At 72.3% G+C, this 23,606-nt stretch carries 20 protein-coding genes and 1 tRNA gene; 11 read left to right on the top strand and 10 right to left on the bottom strand.

All coding sequences use genetic code 11. From position 1 onward, the window contains the following. Positions 1-58: 58 nt before the first annotated feature. A tRNA-Leu gene (locus tag ABZO31_RS05865) sits at positions 59-146 on the bottom strand. A gap of 141 nt (positions 147-287) precedes the next feature. Between ABZO31_RS05865 and ABZO31_RS05860 the strand changes: the two genes are divergently transcribed. The 3 genes from ABZO31_RS05860 (at position 288) to ABZO31_RS05850 (ending at position 2,921) form a co-directional block, all read left to right on the top strand. Next, positions 288-1,613, top strand: coding sequence for a M20/M25/M40 family metallo-hydrolase (locus ABZO31_RS05860; RefSeq protein WP_406859911.1), 1,326 nt, complete (start codon positions 288-290; stop codon positions 1,611-1,613). Positions 1,614-1,790: 177 nt separating this feature from the next. Beyond that, positions 1,791-2,024 (top strand): chaplin ChpH, encoded by a 234-nt coding sequence (gene chpH / locus ABZO31_RS05855; protein WP_406859909.1) that lies wholly within the window; start codon positions 1,791-1,793, stop codon positions 2,022-2,024. 153 nt (positions 2,025-2,177) lie between these two features. After that, complete coding sequence (locus ABZO31_RS05850) at positions 2,178-2,921, top strand: chaplin family protein (RefSeq protein ID WP_406859908.1); 744 nt, start codon at positions 2,178-2,180, stop codon at positions 2,919-2,921. Between the two features lie 52 nt (positions 2,922-2,973). Here ABZO31_RS05850 and ABZO31_RS05845 read toward each other — a convergent pair whose 3' ends face one another. Beyond that, positions 2,974-3,162 (bottom strand): DUF5703 family protein, encoded by a 189-nt coding sequence (locus ABZO31_RS05845; protein WP_114041729.1) that lies wholly within the window; start codon positions 3,160-3,162, stop codon positions 2,974-2,976. 47 nt (positions 3,163-3,209) lie between these two features. On the opposite strand from ABZO31_RS05845, the gene ABZO31_RS05840 reads away from it, so the two are divergent. Beyond that, positions 3,210-3,854, top strand: a complete 645-nt coding sequence (locus ABZO31_RS05840) for a hypothetical protein (protein WP_406859907.1) — start codon at positions 3,210-3,212, stop codon at positions 3,852-3,854. Between the two features lie 75 nt (positions 3,855-3,929). On the opposite strand, the gene ABZO31_RS05835 is transcribed toward ABZO31_RS05840, so the two are convergent. Both ABZO31_RS05835 and ABZO31_RS05830 read right to left on the bottom strand, forming a co-directional pair. Next, positions 3,930-6,155: a helix-hairpin-helix domain-containing protein gene (locus ABZO31_RS05835; protein ID WP_406859906.1), complete on the bottom strand. Its 2,226-nt coding sequence runs from the start codon at positions 6,153-6,155 to the stop codon at positions 3,930-3,932. Beyond that, on the bottom strand, positions 6,152-7,135 hold the full coding sequence (locus ABZO31_RS05830) for an aldo/keto reductase (RefSeq protein WP_406859905.1): 984 nt from the start codon (positions 7,133-7,135) through the stop codon (positions 6,152-6,154). The genes ABZO31_RS05835 and ABZO31_RS05830 overlap by 4 nt, the downstream gene beginning before the upstream one ends. A 130-nt stretch (positions 7,136-7,265) precedes the next feature. Between ABZO31_RS05830 and ABZO31_RS05825 the strand changes: the two genes are divergently transcribed. Both ABZO31_RS05825 and ABZO31_RS05820 read left to right on the top strand, forming a co-directional pair. Continuing rightward, positions 7,266-8,315, top strand: a complete 1,050-nt coding sequence (locus tag ABZO31_RS05825; protein WP_406859904.1) for an LLM class F420-dependent oxidoreductase — start codon at positions 7,266-7,268, stop codon at positions 8,313-8,315. Between the two features lie 236 nt (positions 8,316-8,551). Next, positions 8,552-9,337, top strand: coding sequence for a ferritin-like domain-containing protein (locus ABZO31_RS05820; protein ID WP_406859903.1), 786 nt, complete (start codon positions 8,552-8,554; stop codon positions 9,335-9,337). 20 nt (positions 9,338-9,357) lie between these two features. Here ABZO31_RS05820 and corA read toward each other — a convergent pair whose 3' ends face one another. Beyond that, the gene (corA, locus tag ABZO31_RS05815) at positions 9,358-10,362 is read right to left on the bottom strand and encodes a magnesium/cobalt transporter CorA (RefSeq protein WP_406865262.1); all 1,005 of its coding nucleotides are present in this window, start codon (positions 10,360-10,362) and stop codon (positions 9,358-9,360) included. A 52-nt stretch (positions 10,363-10,414) separates the two neighbouring features. Between corA and ABZO31_RS05810 the strand changes: the two genes are divergently transcribed. The 5 genes from ABZO31_RS05810 (at position 10,415) to ABZO31_RS05790 (ending at position 17,089) form a co-directional block, all read left to right on the top strand. Continuing rightward, entirely contained in the window at positions 10,415-11,101 is a 687-nt protein-coding gene (locus ABZO31_RS05810) for a histidine phosphatase family protein (protein ID WP_406859902.1), read from the top strand. A gap of 105 nt (positions 11,102-11,206) precedes the next feature. After that, positions 11,207-11,797, top strand: a complete 591-nt coding sequence (locus ABZO31_RS05805) for a DUF3090 domain-containing protein (RefSeq protein WP_406859900.1) — start codon at positions 11,207-11,209, stop codon at positions 11,795-11,797. Beyond that, the gene (locus ABZO31_RS05800; protein ID WP_406859899.1) at positions 11,761-12,579 is read left to right on the top strand and encodes an SCO1664 family protein; all 819 of its coding nucleotides are present in this window, start codon (positions 11,761-11,763) and stop codon (positions 12,577-12,579) included. The genes ABZO31_RS05805 and ABZO31_RS05800 overlap by 37 nt, the downstream gene beginning before the upstream one ends. A 130-nt stretch (positions 12,580-12,709) precedes the next feature. Next, positions 12,710-13,939, top strand: coding sequence for a cysteine--1-D-myo-inosityl 2-amino-2-deoxy-alpha-D-glucopyranoside ligase (gene mshC, locus ABZO31_RS05795; protein WP_406859897.1), 1,230 nt, complete (start codon positions 12,710-12,712; stop codon positions 13,937-13,939). Positions 13,940-14,032: 93 nt separating this feature from the next. After that, positions 14,033-17,089 carry an NPCBM/NEW2 domain-containing protein gene (locus ABZO31_RS05790; protein ID WP_406859896.1) on the top strand — a complete coding sequence of 1,019 codons (3,057 nt, stop codon included), beginning with the start codon at positions 14,033-14,035 and terminating at the stop codon, positions 17,087-17,089. Between the two features lie 62 nt (positions 17,090-17,151). On the opposite strand, the gene ABZO31_RS05785 is transcribed toward ABZO31_RS05790, so the two are convergent. The 5 genes from ABZO31_RS05785 to ABZO31_RS05765 all read right to left on the bottom strand — a co-directional run bounded on the left by ABZO31_RS05785 (position 17,152) and on the right by ABZO31_RS05765 (position 23,392). Then, entirely contained in the window at positions 17,152-18,216 is a 1,065-nt protein-coding gene (locus ABZO31_RS05785; protein ID WP_406859894.1) for a PAC2 family protein, read from the bottom strand. A gap of 176 nt (positions 18,217-18,392) precedes the next feature. Next, positions 18,393-19,997 carry a glycerol-3-phosphate dehydrogenase/oxidase gene (locus tag ABZO31_RS05780; RefSeq protein ID WP_406859893.1) on the bottom strand — a complete coding sequence of 535 codons (1,605 nt, stop codon included), beginning with the start codon at positions 19,995-19,997 and terminating at the stop codon, positions 18,393-18,395. 6 nt (positions 19,998-20,003) lie between these two features. Beyond that, positions 20,004-21,530, bottom strand: a complete 1,527-nt coding sequence (glpK, locus tag ABZO31_RS05775) for a glycerol kinase GlpK (protein ID WP_406859892.1) — start codon at positions 21,528-21,530, stop codon at positions 20,004-20,006. 35 nt (positions 21,531-21,565) lie between these two features. Beyond that, positions 21,566-22,351 (bottom strand): MIP/aquaporin family protein, encoded by a 786-nt coding sequence (locus tag ABZO31_RS05770; RefSeq protein WP_406859890.1) that lies wholly within the window; start codon positions 22,349-22,351, stop codon positions 21,566-21,568. 276 nt (positions 22,352-22,627) lie between these two features. Then, entirely contained in the window at positions 22,628-23,392 is a 765-nt protein-coding gene (locus ABZO31_RS05765) for an IclR family transcriptional regulator (protein WP_406859889.1), read from the bottom strand. Positions 23,393-23,606: the final 214 nt, after the last annotated feature.

Genomic DNA, 23,606 nt, shown 5'->3' with positions numbered 1-23,606 from the left:
CTCCGTCGTACGTTTCCGGCCAAAAGCAAGAAGGACCCCACATCGTGGGGTCCTTCGTTGGTGTCCGAGGGGGGACTTGAACCCCCACGCCCGATAAAGGGCACTAGCACCTCAAGCTAGCGCGTCTGCCATTCCGCCACCCGGACCAGGTGGTGTCTTTTCGGCCTGGGCCGTTCCGACGAGGAAAACCATAGCAAACATTCGAGGGGGTCGATCACCACCCCGGGGCGCGGGAGGATGAGGGGGACCACCGGCAGTGATGGGGCAGTGAAGTGGGAGGAAGCAGCGTGAGCGAGTCGAACACGACCCGGGGCATCACCGGCGAGGACGAGGTCGTCGATCTCTGTCGCGACCTCATCCGCATCGACACCAGCAACTACGGCGACCACTCCGGGCCGGGGGAGCGGGCGGCGGCCGAGTACGTGGCCGAGAAGCTCGCCGAGGTCGGCCTGGAACCGAAGATCATCGAGTCGCACAAGGGGCGCGCCTCCACGGTCGCCCGGATCGAGGGCGAGGACCCGTCCCGGCCGGCGCTGCTGATCCACGGCCACACCGACGTCGTGCCGGCCAACGCCGACGACTGGACCCACCACCCCTTCTCCGGCGAGATCGCCGACGGCTGCGTCTGGGGCCGGGGCGCGGTGGACATGAAGGACATGGACGCGATGACCCTGGCGGTCGTCCGCGACCGGCTGCGCAGCGGGCGCAAGCCCCCGCGGGACGTCGTGCTCGCGTTCCTCGCCGACGAGGAGGCGGGCGGCACGTACGGGGCGCGGCACCTGGTCGACAAGCATCCGGATCTCTTCGAGGGCGTGACCGAGGCGATCGGCGAGGTGGGAGGGTTCTCGTTCACGGTCAACGAGAACCTGCGGCTCTACCTGGTGGAGACGGCGCAGAAGGGCATGCACTGGATGCGCCTGACCGTCGAGGGCACCGCCGGGCACGGCTCGATGACCAACAGCGACAACGCGATCACCGAGCTCTGCGAGGCCGTGGGCCGGCTGGGCCGGCACACCTGGCCGGTGCGGGTCACCAAGACCGTGCGGTCCTTCCTGGACGAGCTCTCGGACGCGCTGGGCACCCCGCTCGACCCGGAGGACATGGACGCCACCCTCGCCAAGCTCGGCGGCATCGCCAAGATGGTCGGCGCCACCCTGCAGAACTCCGCCGCCCCGACGATGCTCGGCGCCGGCTACAAGGTGAACGTGATCCCCGGCCAGGCCACCGCCCATGTCGACGGCCGCTTCCTGCCCGGCTACGAGCAGGAGTTCCTGGCCGATCTCGACCGGATCCTCGGGCCGCGGGTCAAGCGCGAGGACGTGCACGCCGACAAGGCGCTGGAGACCAGCTTCGACGGCAGCCTCGTGGACGCCATGCAGTCGGCGCTGCGGGCCGAGGACCCGATCGCGCGGGCCGTCCCGTACATGCTCTCCGGCGGCACCGACGCCAAGTCCTTCGACGACCTCGGCATCCGCTGCTTCGGTTTCGCGCCGCTGCAACTGCCGCCGGAGCTGGACTTCGCCGGAATGTTCCACGGCGTGGACGAGCGAGTCCCGGTCGACGGGCTGAAGTTCGGCGTACGGGTGCTCGACCGGTTCCTCGACGCCTCATGAGGAAACCGGCGGCAGGGTCGTGAGCGGACGGGCGAATTCGGGCATCGGATTCGCCCGTCTGTTTGTGTGTGCCCGGAAAGAGTGAATGCACTCATAGGTTCGTAGCCCCATAACTTCCCCCTCGTTACAGGTGTTGCGGTCTTCAGCGATGAGGCCGCTTGCCAACAAGGAGGAATAATGATCAAGAAGGTCGTCGCTGCTGCGGCTGCCACCGGCGGTCTCGTTCTCGCGGGCGCGGGCATGGCCGTTGCCGACGCGGGCGCCCAGGGTGCCGCCGTGCACTCCCCCGGCGTGCTCTCGGGCAACGTTGTCCAGGTGCCGGTTCACATCCCGGTGAACGTGTGCGGCAACACGGTCTCCGTGATCGGGCTGCTGAACCCCGCCTTCGGCAACACCTGCATCAACGCCTGACGTTGAGCCACGACCCCCTGGGGGTCTGAGCCAGGCCGGCCCCGGAGTGCGTGCCATGCACTCCGGGGCCGGTGGGCATTCCGCCTCCCGGCCGGGTTGCCGGGAGGATTCCGAGAAGCCGAGACGGCTTCAGCCGAGAAGGCAGGACAAGCTATGCGACAGGTCACGCGCAAGGGCCTGATCACCGTTGCGGCCGCGGGCGGAGTATTCGCCGCGCTGGGCGGCGGTTACGCGCACGCCGACGCGAACGCCGACGGCGTCGCGAAGAACTCCCCGGGCGTCGCGTCCGGCAATTCCGTCCAGGTTCCGGTGCACATTCCGGTGAACGCCTGCGGAAACACCGTCGACGTGATCGGGGTGCTGAACCCGGCGTTCGGCAACAAGTGCGCCAACGTCTCGAAGCCGGGCTCCCAGCCCGGGGGCGGGGACAGCGGCTCCTCCGCGGACGGACAGACGGGCAACTCGCCGGGCGTCGGCTCCGGCAACAACGTCCAGGTGCCGGTCGACGTGCCGGTGAACGCCTGCGGCAACAGCGTCAACGTCATCGGCGTGGGCAACGGCGCGTACGGCAACGAGTGCGACAACGGCATCGAGCCGTCGCCGCCCGGTCAGCCGGAGGAGCCGGGCAACCCCGGCGAGCCCGGCAACCCGGGCGAGCCGAACAACCCGGGCAACCCCGGCGAACCGAACAACCCCGGCAACCCGGGCCAGCCCGGAAACCCGGGGACGTCCGGCGGGCACAATAACCCCGGGCCGCAGACGGTCACCCCGCCGAAGGGCTCCGAGGAGCTCGCCGAGACCGGCGCGGGCCTCCCGCTCGGCCTGGCCGGCGCGGTCGGCGCGGGCGCGCTGATCGGTGGCGCGATCCTGTACCGCCGCGCGCGCATGTCCGCCTGAGGTACGGCGGCACGACGCACAGGGGGCCCCGCGCGGCGGGGCCCCTTCCCTGTCACCAGGTGGCGCGGAGCTGGCGGATGATCCGCCGGCGCAGCCGCACCCGGCGGCTGCCGTCCCGGTGCAGGCTCAACCGGTCCAACTCCCAGTGTCCGTACTCGGCATGGTCGGTCAGGAGCCGGGTCGCCTCCTTGCGGGAGACGCCTCGCGGCACGTACACGTCGACAAATTCGTATTCCGGCATCGCATCTATTGTGCGGGCACCGGCCCCGTACGGATAGCGTCTGTCCTATGTCTGATGCTGCGCAGCCCACCGCTGCCGAGGTACGCGCCGCCGCCGAGGCGGTCAAAACCGCACTGGACCGTCATCTGCAGGCGGTCGAAAGTCGCGAAGGTGACGACGACCCTGCTGTCTACGAGGCATTCAACGCCCTGGCCGCCGCGGCCGAGGCCTACGACGAGCGGCTCTACGACCGGTACGACGAGGTCACGCCCTTCGAGATCCCCGGTGCCGAGGACTCGCTGCCGCCGTACGCGGGGCCCGAGGAGCCGCACGCGCTGAGCGTGCTGATCCGGCGCGACTACGCCGTGGTGGAACCGCAGCGCCTGCTCGCCCAGGCGCAGCGGATCGCGGACGTGGAGGCCGACGAGGACGGGCCGGAGGCCGCGGCGGTGGTCGGCGGCAGCACGCATGCGGCGATCGGCGTGCTGTTCGGGGAGTACGAACCGGACGAGATCGCCTCCCGGCACAAGGAGTTCGGTCTGGAGGAGGGCGACTCCACGCTCTGGGTCTCGGCCGCCGAGGAACCGTCGGAGCCGGGGGAGTGGCTGGACGCCCCCTTCGAGCAGGCCGACCCGGAGCGGATCGTCTGCCGCTTCGACGTCAGCGCGGTCTTCGACGACGAACCGTCCGACGAGGACGGTGGCCGCGGCTGAGCGCTCGGGGGCGCGGGTATGCGAAGGGGCGGGACACCGGGTGTCCCGCCCCTTCGCGCGTGTCCGGGGGCGCTGCTACTCCTCGTCCGGCGCTGCCAGCAGGGACTCCAGCAGGGGGCGCAGGCGGGTCGTGCGCGGCGGGGCGAGGCCCTCCGCGACGGCGCGGGGGAGTGCCTGGTCCACGCCGTGGACGACCGACAGGTGACGCTCGGCCCGGCCGAAGGCCGTGTACACCCAGGCCCGGCTCAGGCCCTGCGCCGCGTCGCCCGGCAGCACCGCCACCACGGCCGGCCAGCGCATCCCGGCCGCCTGGTGCGCGGTCAGCGCCCAGCCGTGCCGGACCTCCGGCTCGACGCGGTCCTTCGGTACGAGGACCTTCTCGCCCTCGCAGTCCAGGTGCAGGCCCTCCGCGTCGGCCGAGACCACCGTGCCGGTCCTGGTGCGGCCGGGCGCGGGGGAGTGGGCCACGCGGTCGCCCGGGTCGAAGCCGCCGAAGCGGCCCGGGCCGGGGTTGAGCCGCTGCTTCAGCGCCGCGTTCAGCGCGCGGGTGCCGGCCGAGCCACCGTGGCCGACCGTGATCACCTGCGTCTGCTCGGCGGGGACGCCGATCGCCCGCGGGACCGAGTCCGCGACCAACTGGACCGTGCGGTGCACGGCCTCGCCCGCGTCCCGCACCGGGACGATCACCAGTTCCTTGCCCGGGGCGTCGACCTGGGTGAGCTCGCCGGCGCCGATGCCGGAGACCAGCTCGCCGAGCGGGCCCGGGTCCGGCGTGCGGGAGGCGAGCTGCGGGCAGACCTTGGCGGCCAGGACGTCGCCGAAGACACGGCCCGCGCCGGCCGGGCCCAGTACCCCGGGGTCGCCGCTCAGCAGCAGCCGGCAGCCGTCGGGCAGCGCCTCGACCAGCATCGCCGCCGTCTCCACGTCCAGCTGCGGGGCGTCCAGGACGGCGAGCAGATCGAGGGCGAGCGCGCCGTCCTCGTCGCGGTCCGGGCCCGCCGTACCGGACAGCAGGCCCGCGACGGTGACCGCGGCCGCGTCCGGGCCGAGCCGGCGGCGGCCGTTCTCGCCGTGCACCGCCACGGCGGCGCGCAGGCCCCGCTCCCGGGCGGTACGGACCAGCGCCACCGGCTCGGCGCGGGCGGCCTCGCCGCCGGTGTGCAGGACCAGGCCGTGCGTCCCGCAGGCGCGGGCGAGCTCGGGGCCGTCCCAGTCGGCCGGGGTGACCGTACGGGCCAGCCGCGCCAGGCCGTCGGCCAGGCTCTCCTCGGCGAGGGCGTACCGGTCCAGGCCCAGCAGCACGGGCGCCGGCGGACCGGCGTCCTGCACGGGCTCCGGGGCCTCCTCGCCCTCGACGGCCTCCTCCTCCGGTTCCTCCTCCTGGAACACCAGGACCACGCCCTCGGCGACCGCGTGCTGCACCGCCTCCTCCGGCTCGGGCACCGCCCGCTCGGCGAGCGCGGCGCGCAGCGCCGACAGCTCCATCGCGGTGTGGCCCTGCAGCGCGGCCCGCTCCAGGAGCCAGGCCACCAGGCCGTCGGTACGACGCGCGTCACCCGGCCCCGCGTCCGGACCGATCAGCGCCCGGGCGAAGCCGTCGGCATGGTCCGGCTGCACGCCGGGCACGGCGAGCAGCTGCCACGGGTCCTCCCGCAGGGCCTCCGCCGCACCCTCGCCGAGCAGCGCGGCGACCTTGGGCGCGAGCCCCTCGGGCGCGCCGCCCGCCGTCAGCACCTCCCGCACCGCCGCGACCGTCTCCGGGGCGGCGGCCCGCGGCGCGGGCACCGCCTCGGGCTGCCGCTGCGTCCGCTGGGGCGCGGCCGGCTGCGGGGCGGGCCGTCTGGGCGCGGGCCGGTCGTAGAACGCCGTCCCCGACTTCTCCCCGGACTCCACGGCGCGTACGGCCGCGAGCAGATCCGCCGCCGTGCCGCTCAGCTTCGCCCCGCTGTCGATCGGCCCGTCCTTCTCGGCCTTCCGCCGCTCGATCCGCGCCCGCTCCTCCCGCTGCGCCGCCAGCTCGGCCTCCGCCTCGGACACCTGCGCGGCACCCTCGGTACCCGCCGCACCGTCCGTGCCCGCACCGTCCGTGCCCGCACCGTCCGTGCCCGCACCGTCGGCAAGCGCCGCATCGTCCCTGCCCGCATCGTCCGTGCTCGCACCGTCCGCAAGCGCCGCACCGTCCGTGCCCGCCTCCTCCGCCCCCGCAGGCTCCACCGCGTCCTCCTGCGGCGCGGTGTCGGCCGCCTCCGGCTCGGGGGCGTCGGGGGTCGGGGGAACCCGCTCGGGGTCGGGGACGGTCACAAGGTGCTCCAGTCGTGGTCCGGGTAGCGGTGCACGGGCGCCGAGACGTCGTCGAGGGCCCGGCAGATCTCGTCAGGAAGACTAAGGGTCTCCACCGACAACGCCTCGACGAGCTGCCGCGCGTCGCGCGCGCCGACGATCGGCGCCGCCACGCCCGGCCGGTCCCGCACCCACGCGAGCGCCACCTGCAGCGGCGTCGCCGCCAGACCGTCCGCCGCCGTGGCCACCGCCTCCACGATGCGGCCCGCCGTCTCGTCCAGATACGGCTCCACGAACGGAGCCATCGTCTCCGAGCCGCCCCGCGAGTCCGCCGGGGTGCCGTGCCGGTATTTGCCGGTGAGCACCCCGCGGCCCAGCGGGGACGAGGGCAGCAGACCTATGCCGAGGTCCCGCGCCGCGGGCAGCACCTCCCGCTCGACGCCCCGCTGCAGCAGCGAGTACTCCATCTGCGCGCCGGCCAGCCGGGTCCGCGTCCCCGCCCCGCCCAGCTGCCAGGTCGCCGCCTTCGCCAGCTGCCAGCCGCAGAAGTTCGCCACCCCCGCGTACCGCGCCCGCCCGCTGCTCACGGCCAGGTCGAGCGCCTGCAGCGACTCCTCCAGCGGGGTGTGCGGGTCGTACGCGTGCAGCTGCCAGAGGTCCACGTAGTCCGTGCCGAGCCGCGCCAGCGAGGCGTCCAGCGCGTCCAGCAGATGCCCCCGCGAGCCGTCGCACCGCCGGTCCGGGTCGGGCACGCTGCCCGCCTTCGTGGTGATCACCAGGTCCCGCCGCGGCACCAGGCCGCCCACGAGCTGCCCGAGCAGATACTCCGCCTCCCCGCCGCCGTACACGTCCGCCGTGTCGACCAGCGTGCCGCCCGCCTCCCAGAACGCCTTGAGCTGGTCCGCGGCGTCGTGTTCGTCCGTGTCCCGGCCCCAGGTCAGGGTGCCGAGCCCGATCCGGGACACGCGCAGGCCGGTACGGCCGAGATGCCTCTGCTCCATGAGCGCGAGAGTACTGGCCAGGGCACCACGCGGAGAGAGCCTGTGGACAACCTGCTCCTGACGGATCCGGCGCACCGCGCTAGAGTCCGGCGCACAGGGACGTTACTGATCGGTAAAGAGGGTGTTGGGCATGCGACTGGGCATCAACCTCGGCTACTGGGGCGCCGGAATGGACGGCGACAACCTCGCCGTCGCGCAGGAGGCCGACCGGCTCGGCTACGACGTGTGCTGGGCCGCGGAGGCGTACGGCTCGGACGCTCCGACCGTGCTGTCCTGGGTCGCCGCCCAGACCGAGCGCATCGACGTCGGCTCCGCGATCATGCAGATCCCGGCCCGCCAGCCCGCCATGACCGCGATGACCGCGGCCACCCTCGACTCGCTCTCCGGCGGCCGCTTCCGACTCGGGCTCGGCGTCTCGGGCCCGCAGGTCTCCGAGGGCTGGTACGGCGTCAAGTTCGACAAGCCGCTCGCCCGCACCCGCGAGTACGTGGAGATCGTCCGCAAGGCGATGACCCGCGAGCGCCTGACCTACGCCGGCGAGCACTGGACGCTGCCGCTGCCCGACGGCCCGGGCAAGCCCATCAAGCTCACCGTGCACCCGGAGCGCGAGCACATCCCGCTCTACATCGCCGCGATCGGCCCGAAGAACCTGGAGCAGACCGGCGAGATCGCCGACGGCGCGCTGCTGATCTTCCCCTCGGCCGAGCACCTGGAGGAGACCGCGATCCGCCACATCCGGGCGGGCCGCGAGAAGGCCGGTCTGACCATGGACGGCTTCGACGTCCACCCGACCCTGCCGATCGCCCTGGGCCCGGACGTGGACGCGCTGGCGGACATGTTCCGCCCGTACACCGCCCTGTACGTCGGCGGCATGGGCAGCCGCAAGCAGAACTTCTACAACCAGCTCGCCCAGCGCATGGGCTACGAGAAGGAAGCCGCCGAGATCCAGGAGAAGTACCTGGCCGGCGACAAGACCGGCGCGGCCGCCGCCGTGCCGCAGCGGCTGATCGAGCAGACCGCGCTGCTCGGCGACGTGGCCGCCATCGCGGACCGGATGGCCGCCTACGCCGCGGCCGGCGTCAACACGCTGACGCTGTCCCCCGCCGGATTCACCCTGGACGAGCGGCTGGCCGCCCTCCGGACCGGCGTCGAGGCCCTGGAGCGCGCGGGCCTCGCGTAACGCCCGGCGGAGAGCGAAGTCCGCGGCCGTGGTGGGGGCTCGGGGGGTCTTCCCCGCCACGGCCGTCACGCTGCACAACGCGTCACCGGGCCCCCGGTTACGGCCCCGGGCGATTCCGCGTGATTCCACCGTTCGGCGGAGCGGTCCCGTCCTCGTGTTGCCGCCTTCGGCCGAGCGCATTTGACTTTTCCTCTGCGGGCGTGCGACGTGCGGACGTCCGCGTGGAGGTGGCAGCAATGCTCTCGGCCCGAAGCCTGTTCCAGGAAATCATCGACGACGACGACTCGTTCCGGCTCTTCTGTTCCATCGCCGCCAGCGGCGAGGCGCAGGGCGGCTGGGAGAACGGCCGGATCGCCGCCCTCGTCCCCGCGAGCATGCGGGACCTGGCGCCGAAGATCACCCGGCACGGCGCCGACGAGGACAAACACGGCAGGATCTTCCAGGCGCTGCTCAAGAAGCGCAGCCTGCCGCCCGCGGACGTCCCGCCGGAGACCGACTACACGATGCTCCTGGAGAAGCAGGGGATCGGTCTGCCCCACGCCAAGCTCAAGCGCGACGAGCCGCTGACCGAGCGCGACATCATCGTCTACCTCGCGCACAGCCGGGTCACCGAGCAGCGGGCCGCCGACCAGATGGACATGCTGGTCAAGTACTTCGGCGACCACCCGGAGGTCGGCAAGGCGATCCGGATGATCTGCAACGACGAGGACAACCACCTCGCGTACTGCCACGAGGAGCTCCTGCGCCTCGCGTACGCCGGGAACGGCCGGCTCATCCAGCGCACCCTGCGCGAGTCCGCCCTGACAGAGATCCGGATCTACCGCGACGTCAGCCTCGCCGTGATGGCCCACATGGGCCGGCTGCTTCGCTGGCCGAAGCCCAAGTCCCTCGCCCTGGCGGCCGGTATCCACGCCATGTACACCTACGAGCGGCTCGGCGGCTGGCGGCGCATGGTCGACCTCAAGATGCCCGAGCGCCGCGACGCCCTCGGCGGCCCGGCCACCCCCGCGCCCGCGTTCTGAGCGGCCACGGGCCCGGGCCGCTACAGCCAGCCGCGCCGCTTGAACAGCCGGTGCAGGCCCACCACCGCGGTCGCCATCAGGAGGATCATCCCGGGATACGCCCACCACCAGCGCAGTTCGGGCATGTGCTCGAAGTTCATGCCGTAGATCCCCGCCACCATGGTGGGGACCGCGGCCATGGCCGCCCAGGCCGAGATCTTGCGCATGTCGTCGTTCTGCCGCACGCCCATCTGCGCCAGATGCGCCGACAACACGTCCGAGAGCAGCCGGTCCAGGCCCTCCACCTGCTCGTTGGCGCGCAGCAGATGGTCGCTCACGTCCCGGAAGAACGGCCGTGCCTCCTCGTGCACGAACGGCACCGAGCCCGCCGCCAGCCGCGACAGCGGCGCCGTCAGCGGGCCGCTGGCCCGGCGGAACTCCAGCACCTGCCGCTTCGCCGTGTAGATCCGGGCCGCGGTGCCCTTCGCGTCCCCGCCCTGCGGCGACCCGCTCGGCGCGAACACGGCCGTCTCCAGCTCCTCCAGGTCCACCTGGAGTTCGGCCGCCACGTCGATGTAGTGGTCCACGATCGTGTCGCTGATCGCGTACATCACCGCCGTCGGCCCCTGCCGCAGCATCCCGGGCTCCGCCTCCAGCCGGCGGCGGACCTCCGCCAGCGGCGTGCTCTCGCCGTGCCGGACCGTCACCACGAACGAGTCGCCGACGAAGACCATCAGTTCGTCCGTGGAGACCCGGTCGCTCTCCGGCTCGTACACGACCGGCTTGAGGACCATGAACAGCGAGTCGTCGTACACCTCCAGCTTCGGCCGCTGATGCGCCTTCAGCGCGTCCTCGACCGCCAGCGGATGCAGCGTGAACTCCTTGGTGACGTGATCGAACTCGTCCTCGGTGGGCTCGTAGAGGCCCACCCACAGGAACGCGTCCCCCGTCGCCCTGGCCTCGTCCAGCGCGTCCGAGAGATCCGCGGGACCCTCCGTACGGCGTCCGCCCCGATAGATGGCACTGTCCACGATCACGCCGCGTATTCTTCCCCGCCCGTCCGCCCCGTGCACCTGCTCGGGCCCTTACCCTTCCCCCATGGCCACGCTGATCCTCGTCCGCCACGGACGCTCCACCGCCAACACCTCCGCGGTCCTCGCCGGCCGGACCCCCGGCGTCGGGCTCGACGAACGAGGCGTCGCGCAGGCCGCCGCACTGCCCGGCCGGCTGGCCGGAGTACCGCTGGCCGCCGTCGTCAGCAGCCCGCTCCAGCGCTGCCGGGAGACCCTCGGGCCGCTTCTCGAGGCCCGCCCGGACCTGCCGCTGCACATCGAGGAGCGGATCAACGAGTGCGACTACGGCGACTGGTCCGGACGCAAACTCGCCGAACTCGCCGACGCGCCCCTGATGGAGGTCGTCCAGACGCACCCGTCCGCCGTCGCGTTCCCCGGCGGCGAGTCGATGCGCGGCATGCAGCAGCGGGCCGTCGAGGCGGTACGGGACTGGAACGCCCGGATCGACGCCGAGCACGGCGAGGACGCCGTCTACGCCATGTGCTCGCACGGCGACATCATCAAGTCGATCGTCGCCGACGCCCTCGGCATGCACCTGGACCTCTTCCAGCGCATCCACGTCGACCCCTGCTCCGTCACCGCGATCCGCTACGGCCGGCTGCGGCCGTTCCTCCTGCGCCTCGGCGACACCGGCGACCTCACCGGCGTCGCGCCCCGCGCGGGCCGCGACACGGAGGCAGCCGAGGTCGGCGGCGGCGCGGGCGCACCGTGATCGCTCCGCGCAGTAGGGTGGACGGGCCGGAGGGCTGCCGCCGGGACAACCCCGGGGCCCCATAGCCCGATTGCATCGCCGCCGAGACCCAAGGGAGACAGGGACGTGGCCCGTCAGGTGTTCCTCTACGACCCACCGGAGCGTTTCGTGGCCGGCACGGTCGGGCTGCCTGGCCGCCGCTCGTTCTTCCTGCAGGCCTCCGCCGCCGGCCGGATCACCAGCGTGGCCCTGGAGAAGACGCAGGTCGCGGCGCTCGCCGAGCGCATGGACGAACTCCTCGACGAGGTCGTGCGGCGCACCGGCGGCAACGCCCCAGTGCCCGCCGTCGCCCCGCCGGACGTCTCCGACACCGCCCCGCTCGACAGCCCCGTCGAGGAGGAGTTCCGCGTCGGCACCATGGCCCTGGCCTGGGACGGCGAGGAACAGCGGATGATCGTCGAGGCGCAGGCCCTGGTCGAACTCGACGTCGAGTCCGAGGAGGACCTCGCCGAGGCCGAGGAGCGGCTGCTCCAGGACGAGGAGAACGGCCCGCCCATGCTGCGGGTCCGGCTGACCGGCGCCCAGGCCCGCGCCTTCGCGAAGCGGGCCCTCGACGTCGTCAACGCCGGCCGACCGCCGTGCCCGCTGTGCAGCCTCCCGCTCGACCCGGAAGGACACGTATGCCCGCGCCAGAACGGATACCGCCGGGGGGCGTGACGGTGCTCGACCTGCTGACCAAGGGCGAGCTCACCGTCAAGGGCCAGGTCCGCGAGGCGTCCAACGCCGTCCTGTTCTGCACCGTCGCGTACGAGGGCGAGTCCGCCGACTGCGTGTACAAGCCGGTCGCCGGCGAGCGGCCCCTGTGGGACTTCCCCGACGGCAACCTGGCCCGGCGGGAGGTCGCCGCGTACGAGATCTCCGAGGCCACCGGCTGGGGCCTGGTGCCGCCCACCGTGCTGCGCGACGGCCCGTACGGCGAGGGCATGGTCCAGCTGTGGATCGACGCCGACGACGGCACCGAGCTGCTCGCCCTCGTCGAGCGGGACGAGCCCGGCGAGGGCTGGAAGGCCGTCGGGCTCGCCCAGGTCGCCGAGGACCGCACCGCCCTGCTCGTGCACGCCGACGACCCCGCGCTGCGCCGCCTCGCCGTCCTCGACGCGGTGATCAACAACGGCGACCGCAAGGGCGGCCACCTGCTGCCCGCGCCCGACGGCCGGCTGTACGCCATCGACCACGGCGTCACCTTCCACGTCGAGGACAAGCTGCGCACCCTGCTGTGGGGCTGGGCCGGCGAACCGCTGCCCGGCGAGTCCGCCGCCCCGCTCGCCGCACTCGACGCCGGGCTCGCCCCCGGCGCCCCGCTCGCCACCCGCCTGGCGGAGCTGCTCACCCCGGCCGAGGTCGACGCGATCAGGGCCCGCGTCACCCGGCTGCGCACCACCGGACGCCACCCCGAACCGTCCGGCCGGTGGCCCGCGATCCCCTGGCCCCCGGTCTGACGAGGAAGGAAGCGGCCGGCGGGCTCGTCCTGCCACAGGCACACCTCGCGCGCATCCGCAAGAACGCCTGATCGGACAAGATCTCGTATCCGGTTCGTATCCGGAACACCCGTCCGGTTACGCTCGGGGCATGCATGCCTGGCCCGCTTCCGAGGTCCCCGCCCTGCCCGGCAAGGGCCGCGACCTCAGGATCCACGACACTGCGACCGGTGGACGAGTGACCCTCGCCCCCGGCCCCGTCGCCCGTATCTACGTCTGCGGCATCACGCCGTACGACGCGACCCACATGGGTCACGCGGCGACCTACAACGCGTTCGACCTCGTTCAGCGCGTGTGGCTCGACACCAAGCGGCAGGTCCACTACGTCCAGAACGTCACCGACGTCGACGACCCGCTTCTGGAGCGCGCGCTCCGCGACGACATCGACTGGGTCGCCCTCGCCGAGCGCGAGACCGCCCTCTTCCGCGAGGACATGACGGCCCTGCGTCTGCTCCCGCCGCAGCACTACATCGGCGCCGTCGAGGCGATACCCGGGATCGTGCCGCTGATCGAGCGGCTGCGCGACGCCGGAGCCGCCTACGAGCTGGACGGCGACATCTACTTCTCCGTCGAGGCCGACCCGCACTTCGGCTCGGTCTCGCACTACGACACCGACCTCATGCGGCACCTGTCCGCCGAGCGGGGCGGCGACCCGGACCGTCCGGGCAAGAAGAACCCGCTCGACCCGATGCTGTGGATGGCCGCCCGCGAGGGCGAGCCGAGCTGGGACGGCGGCAGCCTCGGTGCCGGCCGCCCCGGCTGGCACATCGAGTGCGTCGCCATCGCCCTGGACCACCTCGGCATGGGCTTCGACGTGCAGGGCGGCGGCTCCGACCTGATCTTCCCGCACCACGAGATGGGCGCCTCGCACGCCCAGGCCCTCACGGGCGAGTACCCCATGGCCAAGGCGTACGTGCACGCCGGCATGGTCGCCCTGCACGGCGAGAAGATGTCCAAGTCCAAGGGCAACCTGGTCTTCGTCTCCGCGCTGCGCCGCGCCGGCGTCGACCCGGCGGCGATCCGCCTCGCCCTGCTCGCCCACCACTACCGCGCCGACTGGGAGTGGACCGACGACGTCCTCGACCAGGCCGTCGCCCGACTCGGCCGCTGGCGCGCGGCCGTCTCCCGGCCGGACGGCCCGTCGGCCGACGCGCTGGTCGAGGAGCTCCGCGAGGCCCTCGCGGACGACCTCGACGCCCCGGCCGCGCTCGCCGCGGTCGACCGCTGGGCCGCGCTCCAGGAGAGCGGGGGCGGCACGGACGAGTCCGCGCCCGGCCTCGTCTCCCGCGCCGTCGACGCCCTCCTCGGCGTCGCGCTGTAACAGCCGCCGCGGGCCGCTCCCGGACACATAAGTCCAGGAGCGGCCCGCGCAAGTCCATGGTCCGGCCCGCCGCCGCGGCGCTACACACGGGCCATGAGATCACCGACACGACTGACAACAGCGGCCGTCGGCACACTTCTCGGGCTGCTCGCCGCCCTCGCCGTCCCCCTCCCCGCCGGCGCGGCGGAACCCGCCGACACCACCGTCGGCGCCGTCACCGGCTTCACCGCCGACGGCCCGGTCTACCGGCTGGCCGCGGGGCACGCGGAGGCCCGGGTGAGCTTCGTCACCGACGAGACCTTCCGCATCGAACTCGCCCCCGACGGCACGTACACCGACCCCACCGGCCAGGACATCGTCCTGCCCCAGGGCACCCCGCCCGCCACCCGCTGGGCGGACCGCGGTGACCGCTACGAGCTGAGCACCGACCGGGTCACCCTGCGCGCCTACAAGTCGCCGCTGCGCTTCGCCGCGTACCGCGCCGACGGCACCGAACTCTGGTCCGAGACCAAGGGCCTGACGTGGAACCAGGACCGCACCGTGCAGACCCTGGCCCGCGGCGGCGCCGAGCAGTACTACGGCGCGGGGATGCAGAACGGGCGCGGCAACACCTCGCACCGCGGCAAGACCGTCGAGGTCGGCGTCGACTACAACTGGAACGACGGCGGCCACCCCAACTCCGTCCCGTTCTACCTCTCCTCGTCCGGCTACGGCGTCTACCGCAACACCTACGCCCCCAACACCTACGTCTTCGGCGAGCCCGTCACCACCACCGCCCGCGAACGCCGCTTCGACGCCTACTACTTCGCCGGCGCCGGACCGGACGCGCTGAAGGACGTCATCGGCCAGTACACGAAGCTCACCGGCAAACCCTTCCTGCCGCCCGTGTACGGTCTCGAGATCGGCGACGCCGACTGCTATCTGCACAACGCCAACCGCGGCGAGCGGCACACCCTCGACGCCCTCGAGGTCGCCGACGGGTACGTGCAGAACGACATGCCGAACGGCTGGATGCTCGTCAACGACGGCTACGGCTGCGGCTACGAGAACCTCGCCGAGACCGCGACCGGCCTGCAGCAGCGCGGCATGCAACTCGGCCTGTGGACCGAGGACGGCCTCGACCGGCTCGCCGACCAGGTGAAGGCCGGCCAGCGGGTCGCCAAACTGGACGTCGCCTGGGTCGGCGCCGGCTACAAGTTCGCCCTGGACGGCTGCAAGGCCGCGCACGCCGGCATCGAGGCGCACAGCGACGCCCGCGGCTTCACCTGGGCCCCCGAGAGCTGGTCCGGCGCGCAGCGCTGCGGCGTCCAGTGGTCCGGCGACCAGTCCGGCAGCTGGGAGTACATCCGCTGGCAGATCCCCACCTACGCCGGCGCGTCCATGTCCGGGCTCGCCTACACCACCGGCGACGTCGACGGCATCTTCGGCGGCAGCGCCAAGACCTACACCCGCGACCTGCAGTGGAAGACGTTCCTGCCGGTCACCATGACCATGGACGGCTGGGCCGCCAACGACAAGCAGCCCTTCCGGTACGGCGAGCCGTACACCACGATCAACCGCAGCTACCTCAAGCTCCACGAGGCCCTGCTGCCGTACATCTACAGCCACGCCCACCAGGCGACGCGGACCGGCGTCGGCCTCGCCCGCCCGCTGGTCCTGGAGTACCCCGACGACCCGAAGGCCGCGTCGGACGCCGCGAAGTACGAATTCCTCAGCGGCGAGGACTTCCTCGTCGCCCCGGTCTACCAGGACGCCGTCGAACGCGACGGCATCTACCTGCCGAAGGGCACCTGGATCGACTACTGGAGCGGCCGCGTCTACGAGGGGCCGCGCACCCTCGACGACCACAGCGCCCCGCTCGACACCCTGCCGCTGTTCGTCCGCGCCGGGGCGACCGTGCCGATGTGGCCCGGCGGCATCCGCTCGTACACCGACCGCACGCCCGGCTCCCCGGTCGCCTGGGACGTGTACCCGCAGGGGAAGTCGTCGTTCACCCTGTACGAGGACGACGGCGTCACCCGCGCCCACCGCACCGGCGCCCACGCCACCCAGCGCGCCGACGTCACCGCCCCGGTGCGCGGCGCGGGCGACGTGACGGTACGCATCGACGCGAGCCGCGGCACCTACCGCGGCAAGGCGGCCGCCCGGCCGTACGACTTCACCGTGCACACCGGCGACGCGCCGGGCCGGGTCGTCCTCGGGGGCACGACGCTCACCCGTCATTCCGGCCGCGCCGCGTTCGAGGCGGCCGAGCAGGGCTGGTGGTACGACCCCGCCGACCGCGGGGGAGTGGTGCGGGTGAAGACCGCTGCGCTGCGCACCGACCGGCCCTTCGCGCTCACCCTGCACGACACCGCGGCCGTCGGCGGAGCCGTGCCGGGCGCCGCGGCGTCCGTCGCCGCGCCCACCGGGCAGGAGCTCGGCGCGGGTGTGCCCGGGACGGTCGCCGTGGACGTCACCGCGGGCTCCCGGGACGCCACCGGCGTCGACGTGACCGTGGCCGCCCCGGAGGGGTGGCAGGTCGAGCCGGCCGCCCGGATCGACCGGCTCCCGGCCGGGACGACCCGGCGCGTCGAGGTGACGGTGACCCCGTCGAAGGAGGCCGTGCCGGGGGAGTCGACGCTCACCGCGACCGTGCGGCACCGGTCCGCCGGACAGGACCGGGTGGCGGTGCAGCGATTCGCGGTCGGGGTCGTGCCCGAGCCGCCGACCGCCGACGCCTGGGCGAGCGACCTGGTGTGGCTGAAGTCCGCCAACGGCTGGGGGCCGCCCGAACGCGACCGCTCCAACGGCGAGTCCGGCGCGAACGACGGCCGGACCCTGACCCTGGCCGGCACGACCTATGAGAAGGGCATCGGCGCGCACGCCGACTCCGACATCGAGGTCTACCTCGGCGGCCGGTGCACCGCCTTCACCGCGGACGTCGGCATCGACGACGAGATCAATGGGTACGGCGAGGTGGCCTTCTCGGTCGAGGCCGACGGCCGTGTGCTGTGGACCTCGCCGAAACTGACCGGGGCATCCGCCACCGTCCCGGTGCGGGTGGACCTGGCCGGAGCCCGGCACGTCCGGCTCAGGATCACCGACACCAACGGCTCGAAGTCCGGCGACCACGGCGACTGGGCCGCGGCGCGCTTCGCCTGCGGCTGACGACCGTCCGGGCGCCGGAAGCGGCGACGGGAGGGGCGGCCGCGCCGCCCCTCCCGTACCGCTCAGTCCTCCGAGCCGGTGTCCGTGTCGCCGTCCTCGTCGCCGGAGGCTCCGGACTCCCCGGACTGCTCGGACTCGCCGGACTCCCCGGACTGATCGGGCGGCTCCGTGCCCGGTACCGCCTCCGGCCCCGGCTGCTGCGGTTTCGGCGGCCGGGTGCGGTCGCTGCCCGGGTCCCGCAGGTACGAGCCGTCGCCGCCCTCCGTCGCCAGGCCCGGGCCGGTACCGGGCTCGCGGCGGCGCAGATAGCGCTCGAACTCGCGGGCGATGGCCTCGCCCGACGCCTCCGGCAGCTCCGCGGTGTCCCGGGCCTCCTCGAGCGTCTGCACGTACTCGGCCACCTCGCTGTCCTCGGAGGCGAGTTGGTCCACGCCCAGCTGCCAGGCCCGCGCGTCCTCGGGGAGTTCGCCCAGCGGGATGTGCAGCCCGATGAGGTCCTCGAGACGGTTCAGCAGCGCCAGCGTCGCCTTCGGGTTCGGCGGCTGGGACACGTAGTGCGGCACCGCCGCCCACAGGCTCACCGCCGGGACGCCGGCGTGCGTGCACGCCTCCTGGAGGATGCCGACGATGCCGGTGGGACCCTCGTACCGGGTCTCCTCCAGGTCCATGGTGCGGGCCAGGTCGGGGTCGGAGGTGACGCCGCTGACCGGGACCGGACGGGTGTGCGGGGTGTCGCCGAGCAGTGCGCCCAGGATCACCACCATCTCCACGCCCAGCTCGTGGGCGAAGCCCAGCAGCTCGTTGCAGAACGAACGCCAGCGCATGGACGGCTCGATGCCGCGGACCAGTACCAGGTCGCGCGGCTTCTCGCCGCCGATCCGGACCACGGAGAGCCGGGTGGTGGGCCAGGTGATCTTCCGGACTCCGCCGTCCATCCACACCGTGGGCCGGTTGACCTGGAAGTCGTAGTAGTCCTCGGCGTCGAGCGCCGCGAAGACCTCGCCCTTCCATTCCCGGTCGAGATGGGCGACCGCGGTGGAGGCGGCGTCGCCGGCGTCGTTCCAGCCCTCGAACGCGGCCACCATGACCGGGTCGATCAGCTCGGGTACCCCCTCGAGCTCGATCACCCAGTGCCTCCTTTTCGAAGTTCCTGTCGTACGGACCAACCTTACGGCTTTCCGAAGACCGATTCGGTCTTGATCAACTACCCAGGAAACCCCGCCCGCACACGAAACCGACCGCACACGAAGACGTCAGGGACGGTCCCCCGTGAGACCGCCCCTGACCGTTTTGTGTCCGCGCCTTACTTGCGCAGCATGTCCTCGACCTTCGCGCGGACCTCGTCCGTCGCCAGACCGCGGATCGTCAGCGTGGTGCGGCGGCGCAGCACGTCGTCCGCCGTCTCCGCCCACTCGTGGTCCCGGGCGTACGCCACCTGCGCCCAGATCTCCGGGGCGTCGGGGTGGATGCGCTCGCCGAGCTCCGGGTTCTCGTTCGCCATCCGGGCGATGTCGAAGGAGAGCGAACCGTAGTGCGTCGCCAGGTGCTTGGCGGTGTCGGCGGCCATCCGCGGACCGGGCGCGGGGCCGTCCACGAGCAGCCGGTGCGCGACCGCGTTCGGGTTGGCTATGCCGGGCAGCGGCAGCCGCTTGGGCAGCGTGGCGACCGGCTCGTAGTCCTCGCCCAGCGGACGGCCCGGCAGCGACTCCAGCTTCTTCATGATCGTGCGGCCGATGTGGCGGAACGTCGTCCACTTGCCGCCGGCCACCGACAGCATCCCGCCGCGGCCCTCGGTGACGACCGTCTCGCGCTTGGCCTTGGAGGTGTCGCCGGGACCGCCCGGCAGCACCCGCAGACCCGCGAACGAGTAGGTGATCAGGTCGCGCGACAGCTGCTGGTCGCGGATCGAGAAGGCCGCCTCGTCCAGGATCTGGGCGGTGTCCTTGTCGTTCACCGCGACCTCGGACGGGTCGCCCTCGAACTCCTCGTCGGTGGTGCCGAGCAGCAGCATGTCCTCCCACGGGAGGGCGAAGGTGATCCGGTACTTGTCGATCGGGGTGGCCAGCGCCGCCTTCCAGGGGGAGGTGCGCTTGAGGACGAGGTGCGCGCCCTTGGACAGGCGGATCGACGGGGCCGCGTTCGGGTCCTCCATCCGGCGCAGGTGGTCCACCCACGGGCCGGTGGCGTTGAGCACCAGCCGGGCGGAGACGCCGAACTCGTCGCCGGAGAGCCGGTCCCGCAGCTCCGCGCCGGTGACCCGGCCGTGGGTGAAGCGCAGCCCGGTGACCTCGGCGTGGTTGAGGACGGTCGCGCCGGCGTCGACGGCGGCCCGGACGGTCATCAGGGCCATGCGGGAGTCGTTCATCTGGTCGTCGCCGTACACGGCCACGGCCTTGAGGTCCCGCGTCCGCAGCTCCGGCACGTCCTGCGCCGCCTTGGCGGGGGAGAGCAGGTGGCCGACGCCGTCGCCGAACGCGGAGAGCGCGCTGTACGCGAAGACGCCCGCGCCCAGCTTCGCGGCGCCGTGCGGGCCGCCCTTGTAGACGGGCAGGTAGAAGGTCAGGGGGTTCGAGAGGTGCGGTGCCACCTGACGGGACACCGCACGCCGCTCGAAGTGGTTCTCCGCGACCAGCTTCACCGCGCCGGTCTGCAGGTAGCGCAGACCGCCGTGGAGCAGCTTGGAGGAGGCGGAGGAGGTGGCGCCGGCGAAGTCGCCGGCGTCCACCAGGGCCACCCGCAGACCGGACTGCGCGGCGTGCCAGGCGGTGGAGATGCCCAGGATGCCGCCGCCGATCACCAGAAGGTCGTACGTCGCCTTCGCAAGCTGCTCTCTGGTCTCGGCGCGGGTCGGAAGCGACCCGGCCGCCGGGTGCGTCCCGAGGGAGGGGACGCTCTGCAGGGTGGTCATCTCGAATTACTCCTCGTCCTCGATCCAGCCCATGGTCCGCTCGACGGCCTTGAGCCAGCTCTTGTACTCGCTCTCACGCTTGTCGGCGTCCATGCGAGGGGTCCATTCCGCGGCCCGGCGCCAGTTGGCGCGCAGGGCGTCGGTGTCCGGCCAGAAGCCGACGGCGAGGCCGGCGGCGTAGGCCGCGCCGAGGCAGGTGGTCTCGGCGACCATGGGGCGCACGACCGGCGCGTCCAGGAAGTCCGAGAGGGTCTGCATCAGCAGGTTGTTGGAGGTCATGCCGCCGTCGACCTTCAGCGCGGTCAGCTCGACGCCGGAGTCCTTCGTCATGGCGTCGGTGATCTCGCGGGTCTGCCAGGCGGTGGCCTCCAGGACGGCGCGCGCGATGTGCGCCTTGGTGACGTACCGGGTGAGGCCGGCGATCACACCGCGGGCGTCGGAGCGCCAGTACGGGGCGAAGAGACCGGAGAAGGCCGGCACGAAGTAGGCGCCGCCGTTGTCGTCGACCGAGGACGCCAGGGTCTCGATCTCGGCGGCGGAGTTGATCAGGCCCATCTGGTCGCGCATCCACTGCACCAGCGAACCGGTGACGGCGATCGAGCCCTCCAGGGCGTAGACCGGCTTCTCGGCGCCGATCTGGTAGCCGACCGTGGTCAGCAGGCCGCTGTAGGAGTTGATGATCTTGTCGCCGGTGTTCATCAGCATGAACGTGCCGGTGCCGTACGTGGACTTGGCCTCGCCCTCGGCGAAACAGGTCTGGCCGAACAGGGCGGCCTGCTGGTCGCCGAGCGCGGAGGCGACCGGGACGCCGTCCAGGACGCCGCCCTTGACCGCGCCGTACACCTCGGCGGAGGAGCGGATCTCGGGCAGGACCGAGGCCGGGACCTCCATGGAGGTGAGGATCTTGTCGTCCCACTCCATGGTGTGCAGGTTCATCAGCATCGTGCGCGAGGCGTTGGTGACGTCGGTGACGTGCCTGCCGCCGTCGGTGCCGCCGGTCAGGTTCCAGATGACCCAGGAGTCCATGGTGCCGAAGAGGATGTCGCCGCGCTCGGCGCGCTCGCGCAGGCCCTCGACGTTGTCGAGCAGCCAGCGGACCTTGGGACCGGAGAAGTACGAGGCCAGCGGCAGGCCGGTCTCGCGGCGGAAGCGGTCCTGACCGACGTTGCGGCCGAGCTCCTTGCAGAGGGCGTCGGTGCGGGTGTCCTGCCAGACGAGGGCGTTGTGCACCGGCTCGCCGGTGTTCTTGTCCCACAGCACGGTGGTCTCGCGCTGGTTGGTGATGCCGATGGCCTTGACGTCGGCGGCGGTGATGCCGGCCTTGTCGAGGGCGCCGGCCACGACCTCCTGGACGTTGGTCCAGATCTCGGTGGCGTCGTGCTCCACCCAGCCCGGCTTCGGGAAGATCTGCTCGTGCTCCTTCTGGTCGACGGAGACGATGCGTCCGTCGCGGTCGAAGACGATGCAGCGGGAAGAGGTCGTGCCCTGGTCGATCGCGGCGATGAACGGGCCGGCGGTGTGTGCGTCGGTCACGGTGAACTCCAAGAGAGGTCTGGAAGCAGGACGGCTCAGGCGAACGCGATGTTGTAGATACCCGCGGCGAGGGCGCCGCCCACCAGGGGGCCGACGACCGGGATCCAGGCGTAGCTCCAGTCGGAGCCGCCCTTGTTCGGCAGCGGGAGCAGGGCGTGCACGATGCGCGGACCGAGGTCACGGGCGGGGTTGATGGCGTAGCCGGTCGGGCCGCCGAGCGAGAGGCCGATGCCGACGACGACGAGCGCGGTGATCAGGGCGCCGAGGACGCCGAGGCCCTTGCCGCTGTCGTTCAGGCCCTGGGTGAGCACCGCGAGGACCAGCACGACCGTGCCGATGATCTCGGTGGCCAGGTTCTGCCAGACGACGCGGACCTCGGGTCCGGTGGAGAAGACGCCGAGGACGGGGCCGGCGCCGCCGTTGTCGTGCGGGCCCTCGATGGCCTTCTTCTCCGGGTCGCCCACGATCTCCGGGTCGGTGAGGTGGGCCTGGAACTGGCCGTAGTACGCGATCCAGACCAGGAAGGCGCCGAGCATGGCGCCCAGCAGCTGGCCGGCGAAGTAGACCGGAACGTTGTTCCAGTCGCCGTCCTTGATCGCGATACCGACGGTGACGGCCGGGTTGAGGTGCGCGCCCGAGAGGGAGCCGGTCATGTAGACGGCGGTCAGGACCGCGAAACCCCACCCGAAGGTGATCGCGAGCCAGCCGGCGTTCTGCGCCTTGGAGCGCTTGAGCACGACGGCGGCGACGACGCCACCACCGAGGAGGATGAGTACGGCGGTCCCGATGACCTCGCCGATGAAGATGTCGGAGCTGGACACCCGCGACTCCTTTGTCCTACGTCCAGGGGAAAGGCGAACCCCAGGTCCCACCAGGGTTCGCGCCCTCAGGTGAGGGCGAACTCGGCCCTTGGCACCGTCACACTCTAGCGGTCATTCCCGGTAGGTGTTCGACAATGCCGACCGATGAACGGAAGTTTTGCCCTCGTGTGAACAACCCGTCAAGGGTTCCGGTAACGAAAAACCCGCCGATAACGCGATCGTTACCAGCGGGTTCCAGGGATTCCGCTTAGCGGTCCCGTGCCTCCGTCGAGCGGTTCAGAAGCGGCCGGCCCCCAGGTCCCTGGAGACCGCCCGCGCACAGTCGCGCACCGCCGCCACGAGCTCCGAGCGCAGCTCCCCGCCGTCGCAGACCCGCTCCACCGCGCCCGTGATGGCCACCGCACCCACCGGCATCCGCCGCCGGTCGTGGATCGGCGCAGCCACCGAGGCCACGCCCTCCCAGGTCTCCTCCACGTCCGCGGCCCAGCCGCGCGACCGCGTCATGTCCAGCAACGACTCGAAGTCCTGCAGCCCGGTCACCGTACGGTCCGTGAAGGACTTCAGCTCGACCTCCAGAACCTCGCTGTGCGCCACCGGGTCGTACGCCGACAGCACCTTGCCCAGGGCCGTGGAGTGCAGCGGCTGCATGGCCCCCACCTCCAGGACCTGGCGGCTGTCGTCCGGCCGGAACACGTGGTGCACGATCAGCACGCCCTGCTGGTGCAGCACGCCCAGGTGGACGCTCTCGCCGCTGGACCGGGCCAGATCGTCCGTCCACACCAGCGCCCGCGCCCGCAGCTCGTGCACGTCCAGATAGCTGTTGCCCAGGCGCAGCAGCTCCGCGCCCAGCTGGTACCGGCCCGAGGCCGCGTCCTGCTCGACGAAGCCCTCCGCCTGCAGCGTGCGCAGGATGCCGTGCGCGGTGCCCTTGGCCAGACCCAGGGAAGAAGCGATGTCGGACAGGCCGAGCCGGCGCTCGCCGCCCGCGAGCAGTCGCAGCATCGCCGCCGCCCGTTCAAGCGACTGGATGTTCTTCGCCATCGCCCGGCCCTTTCTCCTGCCTGGATCGCGTGGATCGATCGTCGATCAACGCCGTTCGACAATGCTGAACACTATCGGTCGATGCCGACCTCGTGTGACACATGCCTAGTGTCCGCCACGAACGAGCCGACCGGGAGTACCCCGACACAGGATGCCGTCCGGCCAGTGGGACACCGTGTCCACCCCGGCATCCGCACGGTTACGCTGGCCCCGT

It is taken from the genome of Streptomyces solicamelliae, from assembly GCF_045348655.1.
Classification (GTDB): domain Bacteria; phylum Actinomycetota; class Actinomycetes; order Streptomycetales; family Streptomycetaceae; genus Streptomyces; species Streptomyces solicamelliae.
This window is presented reverse-complemented; position numbering and strand designations above follow the sequence as displayed.